Here is a 15,319-nt window from a genome sequence, read left to right on the forward strand (position 1 = left end):
TACCGTCCTCCGGTAGCCGGACCGACTGCGCAAACCGAAACCGCTAGAGGCAGCCACCTGCTTCGAGATCAGCTGCTGCCGTCGCTGACAATTCGATGGTCTCGCCGAAACCTTCATGCAATTCCGCTAGCGTTTCGCCACTCGCATCGGCGGCCAGAGCGCACCCGATGAGGTCTTCGCTCACTTCGACGGAAGCGGCCTGCGCCATTCCCGCTCCGAAAACCGACACAGCGGCAAAGGCAAGTGCTAACGCGCTTGTCTTGACGAATCGCATGGAATGCTCCTCAAATTCGTAGTCGTGTACTAACTCGCGGAGACCTGCGTACTTGCAGCACAAACTTTAACACGGCACCGAATGCCGTCAACTCCACTTGTCATGAATTCTCGACTGCACAGGCATAACGAAATGGACAATAGAATCCTGCCGTCGGCGCGACACCATTTATGTCGCGAAAACCGACCCCGTGACCGAAACTCAGCCGAACAACTCACCACTCGACAGGGATCGCCGCCGGCATGATCGCCATCCGGTGAGGATGCCAGGGCACTTCCGCTACCGGCACCGTCAGCCCGATCCCGGGCAGGTGGTCGAGCAGGGCCCGAAACGCCGTGGCGGACTGACGGCGGACCAGATGCGCACCGGGACAATGGTGGCGGCCGTGGCCGAAGCGCAGGTGCGGGTTGGGAGAACGGGCCGGGTCGAATCTATCGGGATCGGTGAACGCGGCCGGGTCGAAGTTCACCGCGTCCAGCGACACCAAGACCAGGTCGCCCTTCGACACGATTACCGAACCCAGCGCCGAGTCCCGGGTGACGAATCGCGGGATCGCATTGCCCAGGACCACGCTGCATCGCAGCAACTCCTCCACGCACTGGGGCATCGTCTCCGGCCGGTCCCGAACCGCATCGACAACCTCGGGCCGTCGCAGGAGGTTGAGTGCCGCTACGCCGAGGAAACTCGCGAAATCCTCGTACCCGCTGACGAACAGGACTGCGACGATGTTGGACAACTGGCGATCCGCCAGCCCGTGCTGCTGGGCATTGAGATCAGCCAGGCGATCCGCCAGACCACGCGGGCGACCCGCGTGGCGAGCGGCCATGTGTTCCTGCATATAGGTACGGATCTCCTCCCAGTTGCGGGCGAGATCGTCCTCGGAATACGTCACCATCGTCAGGTCGACATCGGCTCGCGTGGTCAGCCACCGGTGGTCCTCGAAGGGCAGCCCGAGCAGTCGGCACAGGCACTGCGCCGCGACCCACTCCGCGAAGTGGCGTTGCAGATCGCCGGGTGCGCCGTCGCCGGTCATGGCATCCAAACCCGCCCTGGTGATCTCGGCTACCCAGTCGGTCGGCAGGTCGGGCTGGTCGCGCCCCAGTGCCCGCAAGACCTCTGCGCGCAGCCCGGCCCGCTGGAGGTGGTGCATGGCATCGAGCAGCTCGGCTGCCAGGATCGGGGCATCCTGCGCCGGGCTGTCGGCCTCGGCGAGCACGGAGCGGGCGAAGGCCCGGTCGCGCAACACGTGCTTGGTCAGTTCGTAGCTGGTGACCAGCCACGCCTCGCCGCCGGAGTTGGTACCGACCCTGGCCACTGGACAGCGGCTCTGCAGGTCTGTGAGTTCAGGGGCGAGACGGTCGCCCTTGGTACTGAACGGATAGTGGAAGTCGGTGCTCTGCGGCGGGCGTTCTCGGTCGGGTGCGGTCACGACGTGCGGACCTCTCTTTCCTGAAGTCGTCGGCGGTTGATCGATCACCAGCGCACGGGCAGCCGCGCGGGGGCGCGCAGCGGGGTCGATTCGTCCCAGACGATCGCATCGCCCGGCACCGTGAGCTCGATGCCGGGCAGCCGCTCGAGCAGCACCTGGATCGTGGTGGCGAGCTGGAGCCTCGTCAGGTGCCCGCCGATGCACATGTGCGGGCCGTGTCCGAACGCGACATGCGCGTTGGGCGAGCGGGTCAGGTCGAGACGGTCGGGCTCGGTGAACGCCCCGGGATCGCGATTGGCCGACGCCGGCACGGGGACGACCGCGTCACCGGCCCGGATGTGCTGGTCGTGCAGGGTGAAGTCTTCCTTCGCGACGAGGATGTTGATCGCGTTCATCAGCGGGACGTACCGCAGCAACTCCTCCACCGCTGGACCGATTTCGGACGGTTTCTCGCGCAGTCGCCGCAGTTCGTCGGGGTGGGTGAGCAAAGCGAGCAGGGCGTTGCCGGTGTGCTGCGTATTGGTCTTGTAGCCGGCCATGAGCATCGTGACGATGAAGCTGACGACGTCGTCGCGGGTCAAATCGCTTTCGGGACAACGGCTTTCAGTTAGGAGTAGCCCGACGTAGTCCTCGGCCGCCTGATCCTTGCCCGCGACCAGCGCAGACGCGTAGTCCTGCAGTGCGTTCAGTGCGTCCAGCACCTGTGTCTTCGTCAGTCCGGCCGCTCCGAGGAGGGCGAGGGTGTGCGGTAGGTAGGTGTCGCGGTCCTCGTACGGCAGTCCGGTGGTCTCGCACAGCACCCGCAGTGGCAGCGGCTCGACGTAGGAAGCGACGAGATCGGCAGTGCCGTCCGCGGCGCCGGCCACCATCGTATCGATCAGTTCCTCCGCCATGGCACGGATCCGCGGCACCATGAACACGAGCCGCCGCCGACCGAACAAAGGCGCGACCGTACGCCGCACCCGCGCGTGATGCTCCCCGGTCATCTCCAGAAACGTCGGTGGGCACGGCGGCGGCGCGTCGTCCCCGTCGCTGCGCGGCCAGGCCGACAGCAGCGGCCGTTCCAGCCGCGGATCGCTGAACGCGGCACGGACGTCGGCATAGCGGCTGATCAGCCAGGCCATCTCGCCGTTGGGCAATTGTGCTCGGAGAACAGGCTTTTCGTCGCGCAGCCGGGCGTAGGCGCACGGCGGTCCAGCGGTTCCAGGGGTGACTGCCGGAACTTCGACGACGCCGTTCAGGTCGCTCATGTGTTGGTCACCGAGAGCTCGGCGGGTCGGGAGAGGTAGCCGCAAGCGAGAAGGTATTCCAGGTAGCGGTCGATCAGGGCCGCATCGACCGGTGGGCATCGCAATCCGCTGCCGGACAGTGCCACCTCGGTATTGGTCCGTCCCAGCCTGGGGAACGTGTCCGCGAGGTACATCTCCTTGACCGACATATCCGCGGTGTGGCTGCGGTCGACGCACAGGGACACGAACGGGGCTGTCGCGCATGCCGGGTGCTCGGCGACATGGCGCACCAGCTCGCCGACCCACTGCGCGTACGGCAGTGTCCGCAGCACGAAACCGGCCGCGCGCATTCGGTCGAGGACGTCGGACAGCATGGCCGGGCGGGGGTTGGTGAGGTGATGGACGCGGCCCTGCGCCGGCCGATGGGTGGCGATGTAGACGATGGACTCGGCGAGGTGGTCCACGGGCACGAAGTCCATGGGCAGTGGTATGTCGGGGGCGAGCCCGGTCTCGGCGATCGTCTTGACCAGCGAGCAGATCGCCGTCTCGGTATTGCACACGCCGCGCGTCCGGTCGCCCGTCACCTCGTACGGCCGGTACACGGTGACCGGCAGACCTTGTTCCGACGCGTGCCGCAGCACGCCCTCGGCGACCCATTTGCTCTCCGCGTAGCCCATGGTGAGCCCGTCCGCGTGCGCCAGCGGCAGATCCTCGGCCACTTCGCCGACCCCGGCCGTGCCGAAACCGGCGACGACGGCAATCGTCGAGATGAAATGCACCGGCACCCGACGCGGCGCCGCGATCCGGACGATCTCTCGGGTACCCTCCACATTCGCCGCGCGCAACTGCTCATAGGGATAGAGAAAGTTGACGTGGGCGCCGTTGTGCACCACCAGATCCAAGGTACGAGCCAACTCCTCCGCGTGTGCCCGTGACAGGCCCAGCCGTGGCTCGGTCAGGTCGCCGGGGAAGCACTTCACCCGGTGCCACGCATCCTCGTCCGGGCACAGCCCGAAGCGCGCCAGTGCCGTGCGCACCCGCTGCTCGGCGCGCGACCGGCTCGCCGCTCGCACCGGACAGTGGATGCGCGCCGCCGTCGAGCGCAAGAGCCGGTCCAGGAGAAAGGCGCCAACGAATCCTGAGGCGCCCGTGAGCAGTACCTGCCGCGGTGCGAGCGGGCGCGGTGGCGGCTTCTGCGCCGTCGGTAGCTCGAAGCCGAGCTCGGTCTCCTTCTCGAAGTCGACGACCTGTTCCGCCGTCTGCGGCGCGCCTGCGCACGCCCGGTCCACGGCAGTCACGAAGTTCGCCAGGGTGGGTGCGTTCAGCAGCGCTCTGATCAAGCCGGAGCCATGGGCGGCGTCGAGGTCGAGAACAGCGAGGGTGCGGGTGACAGCCTCGGAGACGAGCAGGGAGTCACCACCGAGGAGGAAGAAGTCGTCCGACGGCGCGGGGCGCACGCGCAGCACCTGCTGCCACACCTGGGTGAGGATGCCGAGCAGTCCGTCGACAGAGGTCGGCTCCACGGTCTGCGCCTCGGTGGCGGCCGCGGGCAGTCGGGCGCGGTTCACCTTGCCGCCGCTGGTCACCGGGAGATGATCCAGCGGCACCAACACCGGGACGGCCTGTGGTGGCAGCCACTGCGCGCAATGAGCTCGCAGTTCCGGCAACGGTAGCGGGCGGCCCGGCCGCGTGGCGGTGACGTAGGCGGTCAATGCGCCGTCCGCGGCCTCCACCACGGCTTCGCCGATCGCCGGGTGCGCCCGCAACCGGGTCTCCACCTCGTCGAGTTCGATGCGCGCGCCGCGCACCTTCACCTGGCGATCCAGTCGGCCGCGGAACTCCAGCAGACCGTCGATCCATACCGCCCGATCGCCGGTCCGGTACAGCAATTCGTCCGGTTGCACGGCGGGCAGTCGCACGAACCGCTCGGCGGTCAGCGCGGGGTCGCCGAGGTAGCCCAGGGCCAGCCCGTCCCCGCCGACGTAGAGCTCGCCCTCTTCACCAGGCGCGGCGACCGAACCGTCGGCCCGGACTACGTGGCAGGTGGACTCGCCGAAGGGACGCCCGAGAGGAACGTGCGTAGCCTCGGCAGGCAGGGGGCTCAGCACGTGGGCAGTGGAGACCACCGAATTCTCCGTCGGACCGTAGAAGTTGACGACTGTGGTGTCGGGGCAGGCCGCCAGGACCGCGTTGGCCAAGGGCGGATCCATCGCCTCACCGCCGGCCGAGACGAACCGCAGCCCGGCCAGCGTTTCCGGGCGAGTGCGGGCGATGAGGTGGAACACGCTCGTCGTCAGGTACGCCATAGTCACGTGGCGCGTGCGCAACAACGCCGCCAGGGCGGTGGGCGAGAGCAGTTCCTCGCGGTCCGCGACAACCAGGCACGCGCCGGTGAGCAACGCGCCCCAGATCTCGATCGTCGAGGCGTCGGAGGACAAACCGTAGGCATGGAGGACCCGATCGCCCGGCCCGGGCGGGGGCAGCCGGTGGTCGGACAGTACGAGCCGAACCACGCCACGGTGTGGAATGGCCACCGGTTTGGGTCGACCGCTCGTGCCCGAGGTGAACACGACGTAGGCGCAGTCGCCGGCGGCAGCGGGGTCGCGCTGTGGGACTGGGAGCTCGCAGTCCGTCGCGTCGTCGGTGAGCCCGACGCGCACGCGCAATCCACGCACGCGGCAGGTGCTACCGGGAAGGGTGACGGCGGCCCGCAGACCGGCGTCCTCGGCCATGGCCCGCAAGCGGGCCGGTGGCAGGTCCTCATCGAGTGGCACGTACGCGCAGCCCGCCTCGAGGATGCCCAGCAGCGCAACCAGCGCCTCCAGCGAGCGGCTCCCGCACACGCCGACCAGTTCGCCCGGCACTACGCCACGGGCGAGCAACCGTGCCGCCAACGCCTCGGCTCGGGCGGCGAGCTGCCCGTAGGTCAGGGTGCGGTCGCCGTGGCGGGCTGCCAGTGCGTCCGGCCGGAACGCGGCCTGGGCCAGGAACAGCTCCGGTATGCACGCGGCGCGGGGGTAGCCGGGTGTGGGCGTCCCGGTCGATACCGAGCCCGGGTGTGCCGAACCGCCGATGTAGGTCACCAAGTCGTTCTCCGTCCTACGGCTTGTTGCTCGGTGCATGCGGTGTGTTGTTCAGGCGGTGTGGCGGTCGCTACCCACGTCGGCGCCGACATCGGTCAGTTCGGCGGCGAACTCGGCGAAGTCGGCCGTGCGCCAGCGGTGCGGGCGCATACGGAAGGCGACGTCGTGCTCGAGTTGGTCGATGGTCGCTGCCAGGTAGGCGCGCGCTTCCTCCGTGGGCAGATAGCGCTCGGCCAGCGCTGTTCGCACGGCCGGGTCGATCGGATCCTCGACGGCGATGACCGGCCCTTCGACACTGACGTATCGGTACGGCTGCCGCTCGTCCTGCACGCAGAGGCTGAACCGCCCGGCGGCACGCAGTAACTGGGCCTTGATCGATGCCCGGCCCGTCTCGACGACGATCTCACCGCCGGGTTCATAGCCGTACCAGACCGGTAGGGCCAGGGGTGCACGGACGCCGTCCCTGGTGTCGGAAACAGAGAGAACGCCCACACGGGCTGCGGCGAGGAACCTTTCGCGCTCATTGCGGGACATGGAAGGCAGCATGTGTCGGGGCTCCTGTGGTCGTGGTTTCCGGGCATCATCTGCAATACAGACACCGAGAACGCCGAATCCATGACTCCACACAAATGAAGCGGCGCAAACCCGGCGCACTCGCATCGATACAAATCCTCGGACCGGTGGCGGCATCGCCAACGGTGGAGAAACCGATCAACGACTCATCGAACTGGTCAGGGTGGTCACATACGGGAAACAGCCGAATTGCTTCATGTGCCGACGATTTACCGTACCAGCGTGGCTGTCGATCCGCAGACACGTTCTGACCTGATCCAGTGGCATCTTGATTTCCATTTATGGGCACGATTCGGCCCGAACATGCGGTGGACAGCTTTGCTTGTCAAGCAAATGAACCGTCAAGTTTCTCAGTGTTCTGGAAAATGTGACAGCCGCGCGACGGTGGTGTCATCGGTCCGAGCACGGTCACGGACTCCCTCCCTGCCAGCGGGATGAATCGCCGGTGCCGGGGGCTGCGCGTTGATAGCCTGGCGGCCTTTAGACCCCACCTCCGAGAGGAATCTGTTGAGCACCTATGTCATCACCGGCGCAGCATCCGGTATCGGCGCCGCCACGAAGGCGCGCCTCGAGGCCGACGGCCACCGCGTGATCGGTGTCGACCTACGCGAAGCCGACATCACGGTCGATCTGAGCACCGCCGAGGGCCGGGCCGAGGCGATATCACAGGCCACCGCCCTGCTCGACGGCAGCCTCGACGGCTTCGTCCCCTTCGCCGGTCTCGCCGCCACAACCGGCAGGTCCGCTTCGCAAATGATCGGGGTCAACTACTTCGGCGCCATCGACCTCCTGGAAGGTCTACGGCCGTTGCTCGCTGCCGGCGAGAATCCCTCGGTCGTGTTGGTCAGTTCCAATTCGGCAACCACACAACCGAATTGGCCTGTCGCGCTCGCCGACGCCTGTCTCGATCACGACGAGGCGAGAGCGAACGAGATCGCCGCGTCATTCGGTGAGATCGCAGCCATCCAGACATACCCCGCCACCAAGGCGGCGCTGGCCTACTACGCGCGGACACAGTCGGCGGACTACATCAGAGACGGTATTCGTCTCAACGCGGTCGCACCGGGGCTCATCGACACCCCGATGACACAGGAAGGCCGCAAGGACCCGCTCATCGGCGCGGCCATGGAAGGGTTCCTGGCCACAGTGCCGGCCGGGCGGGGCGGCACCGCGCAGGAAGTCGCCGCGCTGGTCGCGTTCCTGCTCGGACCGGAATCCAGCTATTTCGTCGGGTCGGTGGTGTTCGTCGACGGAGGCGTCGACGCGGCGTTCCGGGGACGCGATTGGCCGTCGGTCTGGGAAGTCACCAACTGAACCGATTCGCAGTGGCGTCGTCACGACATGGTCCGCTGTCGGCACTGCCGGCAGCGGACCATGTCGCGCGCAACGAGGTGGCACGTCAGGCGGCGGAATGGCCATCCCACGACATGAGCTTCCAGCCCTTTGCCGGGGTGCCCTTCACGACCACACGCCCGGTGTTGTGCACCGGATCGTTCTGCAGCTTGCTCATATCAGGATTCGAGACGGACATGAGTGTCCAGAACATGATGGCACCACCATGGGAGAAGATCACCGCGCGCTTGCTGCCGCGGTCCTGGATGTCCTGGATGGATTCGTCCATGCGCTTCTTGAATTCGTGGCCGTTGATCGAGCCGGGGATCCGGGCATCCAGGTTGCCCTGTAGCCACTGGATCGGTGCGGTCAAGTAGCCCGCACGCGCGTCCGCCTCCGGCTCACCCTCATAGATGCCCGCCTCGATCTCGTGCAGTCCCTCTTCGACGATCGTCGAAAGACCGCACAGCTGCGAAGTCGGCTCCGCCGTTTGCTGGGTCCGGACCATCGTCGACGCGTACACGCCATCGAATTTGCAATCACCCAGCAGCTGGGACACCGCAATGGCTTGCACCCGCCCCTTCTCGGTCAGCTCGGGTCCCGGGACAGAAGTATCGATCAGACCCGAACTATTACCGGCCGACTCGCCGTGGCGGACAAAGGTGAGGAACATTTCGCCGGTCTTCGGCGCCGCCACCGCGCCACCCGCGCCGGCTGTCATCAGCGCCACCGCCGCGATGACCGCGGCGATCATCGCGAACAGACGAGACTTCATCAGATTCATAGGGACTCCCTAGTGGATATCGATTGCGTCACACTGGAGCGCCCCAGTGGTCGGAGTCACACTAAGAGCGGTTCGACACACTCCCCGGATACTTTCCCGGTGGACGGGAGCCTTCGGCCACTTTTCTACTCGGCACACCCCTGCGGGCCGGCCGGGCTTTCAGGATCAGTTGCGAGCAGACTGGATGGCCAGCACAACCGCGACGTGGAATCTGCCCGGCGAGGTTGTGGTTCGACGCCTCGACCAAGGAGACCGAAAATGATTCCGCTGACCGTCGATGATGCCGAGCGAGCCGCTCGGGCGTTACGTGAGTCGCTCTCACAGGCTGGGCGAGCTGACTTGACCCACGCCGAATCCCTGGAAACCCTGGCCCATACTGCGGGGCACCGTGACTGGAATACGTACAGTGCCGCACTCGACCAGCCCCGCCCGGCGCTTGCGGTACCTGTCCTGCGCGTCTTCGACTCGGTACTGGCTCGGCAGTTCTACTGCGAGTATCTGGGCTGCGAGGTGATCTTCGAGCATCGGTTCGCTCCGGATCTGCCCCTGTATATGCGAGTAGGCCGTGGAGAGGTCGAGCTGGATCTCAGCGAACATCACGGTGATGGAACCCCGGGCAGTGTGGTGTGGATCGGCGCGGTCGGCCTGCAGGCGTGGCATCGCGAGTTGCGCTCACGCGATCACAAGAGTTCGTTGCGTCCGGGCATCGACCGATCAGCCCCGGGTGGACCCACGATGGAACTCATCGATCCGTTCCAGAACACATTGCGGATTTGCGAGCTGCCGTGATACCCACAGGCGTTCGTCACCGCCGGCGGCAGCCGCAAGCTACTGGTGGTCGACAAGACCGGCGAACCGCTCACCCTCGACGTCCGTGACGTCGAGGGTGAGCGGACCTCGAGCAGCTGAGTGCCGACGTCGTCGGCGGTCATCGAACCCTCGACGAAGATGGCGCTACGGCACTCGACGCTACGCGACAGCCGTCCTCACCTTTCGACATCCGGATGGCGGCACTCGGGCATATCCACAACCATCCGCCGCCGCTCCGCTGCCGGCAACAGGGAAGCGATGATCAACATCCAGATGGGTACCGTCAACGCGGTCACCCGCTCCATGCCTCCCCGGCCGAGGCCGAGACAGATCCCACCCAGGTGAAGGAATGCTGCGGCAAAACCACTACAGCCCAGGGCAATCGAGACAACTCGCACCATTCTCGGCATCGGATGTGCACCCCATCCGTACAACACCAGCGCGATATTGCCGACAACGAAGATGATGATCGCCCCCAAGACATGCATGTTCTCGTCGACGTCGGCCGGGTACACCCCCACCATCACCCAGGCAGCCCCGGTGACGATCAGCGCCGAAAGCGCCACCCGCGACATCAGGTTGCCGTTCAGCACTTTCATGAACAAGACGGCGCCGAGGGCGAGGAGAACGCAGGTCAACACGAAGGAGGCGTTCATTATCGGATGCAGTGGAGAACAGATCCATCGACCACCTTCGGGTGCGTGACGGCACGTGGTCTCGGCAAGATCGCTGATGTTGTTGTCGGCCCAGCTGTATCGCGTATCCCAGGCAGCCCCCACCACGAGTTGTGCCACAAAGAACTGCACCGTGGAGACCAGCCATAGAACGGCTACGGTGATACGCGAGCGCCTCCCTGAATGGCGTTGTTGTTCACTGTATTCCGCGATCCGACCCGTCGGATTCTGAAATTGCATCCAACTGCCTTCCTTACCAAGGCCGGCGCCTGGCCTACTGAACGACGCGGACCCGACGGCTCACGAGTCACTACGCGTCCGGCGCCTTCCCGGATTGCGGCTCAGCAAGCTCGCGCCGACCAAGGCCGCACCGACCAAGACGGCGGACATGCTGAGCCAGGTGGGTGCGCCTCCGTCGGCCACGCGCGCAAGAAGGCCGAAGTCATCCTTGACCAGGCCGCCGATCCCGTTGATCAGCACGATGATTCCAGCAATCTCAATTGCGATGCGCATCTTCGAGGTTCCTTTCGTCCGGCAGCGCCTTCTCGCCAGTCCCAGCATCAGGGTGAGCAGCGAAGCCGATCGCCCGCCCGTGCTGAAACGCGGACCGGCCCAGCGGTACTGGAAGGTCGCCACAAGGACCCCAGTCGTGCTTGCTCACGTCGACATACAGGTTCTGACTCACCAATGTTGCGTTCTTCGGCTGGGTAAGTCGTCAGCCGGACGACTGACCTTGCGGCCAGCCGACCGGGGCAACACGCGTACATCCTTCGATGGATGTCTCAGACCGCCCCGGCCTGGTGCAATGGCACGCCAGAATTGTTTCGTTCGGAAAGAGGATCGACGTAACTGTGAAGCCGTCCCGCCGCACCGCGATCGCCAGTGGATGGCTGGACTCATCGCGCTTCCGGTCACGATGTTCGGGTGCTCGTCGCCCGATGCCACATCGCACATCGAAGAACACGGTACGGCTCCCCCGCCCTTCGAACCATCCGAGCCCATCGAAGTCGCCATCGTGCGCTACGACGGCATGACCGCCCTGGACGCCGCCGGGCCATATGACCTGATGAATTGCGTACCGAATCTGACGAAGCAGTTCGTCGCGATCTCGGCGGATCCGGTGCGCACCGACTCCCGCATCGTGCGTTCCGACAATGTCGTCACCGCGGCCGGTGTGTCGGCGGGGCTGGACGCGACGTTGTGGTTGATCTCGATGCTGCGGGGTGCCGACGCGAGTCTCGGAGACCGAGCCGCGCCGGCACGTTGAGCGGCGGTTCAGGGTGCCGGTCGTGACTTGTCGAGCCAGATCAGGGGCCCGGCCAACACTGCGAGAACGGCTCCGAGCAGGCAAACCGAGGTAAGAGCCATCTCGCGCGTGAGGATCACGGCCGCCAGCACCGGCGTGGAGCTGATACCCAATTGGAAGGCCGATACCGTGGTGGCGCCCGCGAGGGTCGGCGCGTTGCCGGCGATGGTGAACACCCGGCCGTACAGGGCGGGGTTGAGTACAAAAGCCGCCACACCCAGCAGGAATACGGCAGGTACGACGATCCAGACCTGGCGCATCGACACCGCGAGCCCCACGGACAGAACCACGATCGCGCCGGTTCCGGTGCCCAGTGCCAGATGTGGGCGCCGATCGGAGATCCGGCCGCCGATCGTCAGGCCGGCGAAGGCTCCGATGCCGAACAGCGCGAGGACCGCCGGGATCCAGACCTCGGCGATATCGGTGATCTCGGCCAGCATGGCGGCCAGGTAGTTGAACGTGATCATGTACGCCGCCGTGGTCGCGATGGTGATCGCGTAGATCACCCAGAGCCCCGGCTTGCGCATCGTGGCGAATTCGCGCATCACGACCGATCCGGTGCCTGGCCGGGCATCCGTCGCGGTAGCGGGAATCCCGAGAATGCAACCGGCGATCCCGACCAGCGTCAAGGCCACCACAGCCCAGAATCCGCCCCGCCACCCACTGAAATGGCTCAGTAGTGTGCCCAGGGGTCCGCCGGCAACCATTGCGACGCTGAGGCCGCTCACCACCACACCGGCCGCGCGAGCGTTGCGGTCGGGGGTGACCAGACCGATCGCGGTTACCGATGCGATCGCGAAGAATCCGGCATAGGCGATACCGGCCACGACTCTGGAGGCCAGCAATACCGGATAGCTGCCGAACAGGCCGACTGCGATGCTCAGGGCGAAGACGACCTGTGTGGCCAGCAGTGCGGTGCGGCGCGGTAGCCGCAGGCTGAGCACGGCGAACGGTGGTCCACCGAATACGACACCCAGCGCGAAGGCGGTGATGAGCATCCCGGCCGACGACAGCGGTACATCGAGGTCGGTGGCCACCTCGGGAAGCACCCCTGCGAGCAGGAACTCGGCGCTGCCCATCGCGAACAGGCTGAAGCCCAGCACGTACACCCCAGCCGGCAAGCGGTCGCTGCGGCGGCCCGTGGGCTGTGTGGTGACGGTCATCGACGATCACCTCCGTCCCGCGCGACCGCGTACGAAAGTTCCTGTTCCAGTTGCCAACCGGTCATGGTGATGTCGGCGTCCGAACCCGCACCGGCCGCGGTGACCACTTGGCCTCGGGGATCGACTACGTTTCCGGCCACCAGTCCCGCCGCGCCGCTTCCGATCACGATCGCATCCAGCACCATCACCTGGCCGCCTGTCGTATGCACTGTCTCGTTCATTTGTGAGCACCTCCGAGACGAGCATCGGTGTGCCTTTGCGGCATCGGCAAACAACCTTGCCGATACCGGGATGGATTGGTTTGACTGGCCAGATGGATGATCAGCCGACCGTGGGTGCCGTCATCGAGCAGGTCGCTCCACGCTTGCGGCGTGCCCGCGAACATCGGAAACTCAGTTTGGCCGGTCTCGCCCGAGCCACCGGCCTGTCGACCAGCACGCTGTCCCGGCTCGAATCCGGGCAGCGCAAACCCAGCCTCGAACTGCTCCTCCCGATCACGGTTGCGCTCGGCATCCCGCTCGACGAGATCGTCGCCGCACCCCGAATCGTCGATCCTCGTGTGCCACAGGAACCCACCGAGAACGACGGCCGCGTACTGGTCCCGCTGTCCCGGCACCAGGGCGATCTCCGCGCCTACAAGATGATCATCCCCGCCCACGATGCAGAGCCCTACCTGCGAACCCACGAGGGCAATGAGTGGCTCTACGTGCTGCGCGGGCGCCTTCGCGTCCGGCTCGGCGAGCACGATTTCGTCATGTACGCGGGCGAGGCAGCCGAGTTCGACTGTCAGCTCCCGCACTGGTTCGGCGCAGCGGGCCGCGGCAGCGTCGAACTCCTCAGCCTGTTCGGACGACACGGCGAACGTATCCACATCCGCGCGCGGATCCCTCGCCGCTGACACCCCTTGCAGCAGCCACGTCCGATACTCGCCGCGGCCATGCATGGGGGTCGTGTTCTGGAACAGCTGTTCGACGCCGGTCGGGCTGATCCATCGCTGATCCTCGACCGGGTAGCCCGCCGGACATGTCGCCGAGTACCTCGGGAAAAGGCTCAACCGGCACGCGCAGCGCGTTCCATTCGTGCCGTGAGGCGAGGAGAATGGCCTGATGCCGTGGGAAGAGCAGGACATCCTCGACAGTGGTCTCGAGCAGCTCGAGTGGGTGGCCACCGCGATGAGCTCCGAATATCCCGCTCACGTGAGCAGTTTGGTTCCGCTCGGGTTCGCTTCCTACGTCCGGTTGCTGCACCCACTGTCATGCACAGACGCCGCAGGCGATGAGGTCTGGCTCCGATGGTCGGACGCTGCGCATGCGCTCGGAGCCCGAGCGCATCGCCAGATGCAACTCGTGGCTATCCTTTCGCGCTCATCCGGCCTGGACCTGCGAGCCGATCCGCCCGGACGACGGGAACCAGCAGGATCGTGGGATAGTCAGGTTTCTGAGCTCGCCTCCATCGCGAGACGACACACGAGTACGCCCGACGAGTGCTACTTCGCTTTCTGGGAGGGCAACACCGCCTTCGACGAGATCGCACCCGGAACTCCGAAGCTGACCGTCCAGGGGATGCGGTACTTCATCTTGAAGGGTCCTGTAAGCAGAGCTAGCAGCACTTTCCATGGTCTCTCACCGGCCCTGTGGTGGCCACAAGACCGCGCCTGGGTTGTCGCGACCCCAGATGACTTCCCGTGCACCTACGTTGGCGGCGATCCAGTGTGCATCTCCGCCATCGCGCAGTCCCGCGTGTTCGAAGCCCTTCCAGCGCTGCCGTCGGACCCGGTGTCCGCTCGAAGCGACACTCGAAACTGGCGGTGTTAGCCAAGAGTAGGTGTTCCGAGCACTGGGCCTCGCCGAGGACATCACCCCACACAGCTTCCGTCACGCGGCGAATGTCCTCACCATCGTCAGAATGCGCCACTGAGCTCAGCTGCGGCGCGTCCGTCGGGCGTGCACCTCGGCGTGTAGGTGGCCGCGGTCCCCGACCAGCACAGCCGGGCAGCGAGGCTCTCACGGACTGACTGAGCGTGCACTCGCGATCGACCGCGCATTGTTGCGTTGGGGCGGCCAGGTCTGGGGGTCGTCTCGGCGACGTCCACCACGGTGCGGGGGCCTAACCGCTGCACTGGCCGTCCGCTTCGACAATCAATCGACCAGGGCAATTCCCGAGTCGCTTGCGTTACCGGGGTCTATGCACCGACACGTTGGTGACGGTCGAGGACACCCAGGTCGGCTGCGCTGATTCTTCGAGTCGGTATGCGATCCTTTGCAGGTACGAGCGGTCGACCGATCTCTGAAGTTCAAGGTCCATTCGCGACAAGACTGGTCTACTTGGGAGGTTTCATGCGCATCGTTTCCACCCTCGTAACAGCACTGGGGGCCAGCGTTATAATGATGACCCTGCCTTCTGCACCTGCGACGGCCGAATCCGCCTCGCCCGCGAAAACGCAGGCGCTGGTGGCATTCGACTTCGGCCCCGGCACCGCCCGCAGTGAGTGTCACAGCGGGCGATCGCTGTGTGAACCGAACGAATTCAAGTGCGACAACGACAGATGCGTTCAGAAGCAGTGGTTGTGTGACGGCGACGACGACTGTGGCGACGGAACCGACGAACGCAACTGTCAGTAGCTGCCGGGCAGATCCGTACGCCCCGGTCGGAAACGGGCGCG

At 65.8% G+C, this 15,319-nt stretch carries 14 protein-coding genes and 1 pseudogene; 5 read left to right on the forward strand and 10 right to left on the reverse strand.

Annotated features, from left to right (window positions below):
* Positions 1–43: 43 nt before the first annotated feature.
* The 5 genes from ACFO5K_RS19605 to ACFO5K_RS19625 all read right to left on the reverse strand — a co-directional run bounded on the left by ACFO5K_RS19605 (position 44) and on the right by ACFO5K_RS19625 (position 6,549).
* Entirely contained in the window at positions 44–274 is a 231-nt protein-coding gene (locus tag ACFO5K_RS19605) for a hypothetical protein (protein ID WP_378564807.1), read from the reverse strand.
* A gap of 214 nt (positions 275–488) precedes the next feature.
* A complete protein-coding gene (locus ACFO5K_RS19610) occupies positions 489–1,703 on the reverse strand; it encodes a cytochrome P450 (RefSeq protein ID WP_378564810.1) in 1,215 nt (404 codons plus the stop codon).
* Between the two features lie 44 nt (positions 1,704–1,747).
* Positions 1,748–2,953 (reverse strand): cytochrome P450 family protein, encoded by a 1,206-nt coding sequence (locus ACFO5K_RS19615; RefSeq protein WP_378564813.1) that lies wholly within the window; start codon positions 2,951–2,953, stop codon positions 1,748–1,750.
* Positions 2,950–6,015, reverse strand: coding sequence for an amino acid adenylation domain-containing protein (locus tag ACFO5K_RS19620; RefSeq protein ID WP_378564816.1), 3,066 nt, complete (start codon positions 6,013–6,015; stop codon positions 2,950–2,952). Before ACFO5K_RS19620 ends, ACFO5K_RS19615 begins: the two co-directional genes overlap by 4 nt.
* Positions 6,016–6,066: 51 nt before the next feature.
* The gene (locus ACFO5K_RS19625) at positions 6,067–6,549 is read right to left on the reverse strand and encodes a pyridoxamine 5'-phosphate oxidase family protein (protein ID WP_378564819.1); all 483 of its coding nucleotides are present in this window, start codon (positions 6,547–6,549) and stop codon (positions 6,067–6,069) included.
* A 546-nt stretch (positions 6,550–7,095) separates the two neighbouring features.
* Here ACFO5K_RS19625 and ACFO5K_RS19630 point away from each other — a divergent pair.
* Positions 7,096–7,902, forward strand: a complete 807-nt coding sequence (locus ACFO5K_RS19630) for an SDR family oxidoreductase (RefSeq protein WP_378564822.1) — start codon at positions 7,096–7,098, stop codon at positions 7,900–7,902.
* 85 nt (positions 7,903–7,987) lie between these two features.
* Here ACFO5K_RS19630 and ACFO5K_RS19635 read toward each other — a convergent pair whose 3' ends face one another.
* Positions 7,988–8,704 carry a histidine phosphatase family protein gene (locus ACFO5K_RS19635; protein ID WP_378564825.1) on the reverse strand — a complete coding sequence of 239 codons (717 nt, stop codon included), beginning with the start codon at positions 8,702–8,704 and terminating at the stop codon, positions 7,988–7,990.
* Between the two features lie 258 nt (positions 8,705–8,962).
* On the opposite strand from ACFO5K_RS19635, the gene ACFO5K_RS19640 reads away from it, so the two are divergent.
* Entirely contained in the window at positions 8,963–9,493 is a 531-nt protein-coding gene (locus ACFO5K_RS19640) for a glyoxalase superfamily protein (RefSeq protein WP_378564828.1), read from the forward strand.
* Positions 9,494–9,690: 197 nt separating this feature from the next.
* Here the strand turns inward: ACFO5K_RS19640 and ACFO5K_RS19645 are convergent, their stop codons facing one another.
* Both ACFO5K_RS19645 and ACFO5K_RS19650 read right to left on the reverse strand, forming a co-directional pair.
* On the reverse strand, positions 9,691–10,428 hold the full coding sequence (locus ACFO5K_RS19645; protein WP_378564831.1) for a DUF998 domain-containing protein: 738 nt from the start codon (positions 10,426–10,428) through the stop codon (positions 9,691–9,693).
* 60 nt (positions 10,429–10,488) lie between these two features.
* Positions 10,489–10,701, reverse strand: coding sequence for a hypothetical protein (locus tag ACFO5K_RS19650; RefSeq protein WP_378564833.1), 213 nt, complete (start codon positions 10,699–10,701; stop codon positions 10,489–10,491).
* Positions 10,702–11,299: 598 nt separating this feature from the next.
* Here ACFO5K_RS19650 and ACFO5K_RS19655 point away from each other — a divergent pair.
* Positions 11,300–11,413, forward strand: a pseudogene (locus tag ACFO5K_RS19655) (DJ-1/PfpI family protein); the annotation flags it as partial.
* 50 nt (positions 11,414–11,463) lie between these two features.
* On the opposite strand, the gene ACFO5K_RS19660 reads toward ACFO5K_RS19655, so the two are convergent.
* Positions 11,464–12,657, reverse strand: a complete 1,194-nt coding sequence (locus tag ACFO5K_RS19660) for an MFS transporter (protein WP_378564836.1) — start codon at positions 12,655–12,657, stop codon at positions 11,464–11,466.
* Positions 12,654–12,878, reverse strand: coding sequence for a hypothetical protein (locus tag ACFO5K_RS19665; protein WP_378564839.1), 225 nt, complete (start codon positions 12,876–12,878; stop codon positions 12,654–12,656). The genes ACFO5K_RS19660 and ACFO5K_RS19665 overlap by 4 nt, the downstream gene beginning before the upstream one ends.
* A gap of 92 nt (positions 12,879–12,970) precedes the next feature.
* Here ACFO5K_RS19665 and ACFO5K_RS19670 point away from each other — a divergent pair, with 92 nt between their 5' ends.
* Positions 12,971–13,555 (forward strand): helix-turn-helix domain-containing protein, encoded by a 585-nt coding sequence (locus ACFO5K_RS19670; RefSeq protein WP_378564842.1) that lies wholly within the window; start codon positions 12,971–12,973, stop codon positions 13,553–13,555.
* A gap of 1,438 nt (positions 13,556–14,993) precedes the next feature.
* Positions 14,994–15,278, forward strand: a complete 285-nt coding sequence (locus ACFO5K_RS19675) for a hypothetical protein (RefSeq protein ID WP_378564845.1) — start codon at positions 14,994–14,996, stop codon at positions 15,276–15,278.
* Positions 15,279–15,319: the final 41 nt, after the last annotated feature.

It is taken from the genome of Nocardia halotolerans (genome assembly GCF_042650145.1).
Classification (GTDB): domain Bacteria; phylum Actinomycetota; class Actinomycetes; order Mycobacteriales; family Mycobacteriaceae; genus Nocardia; species Nocardia halotolerans.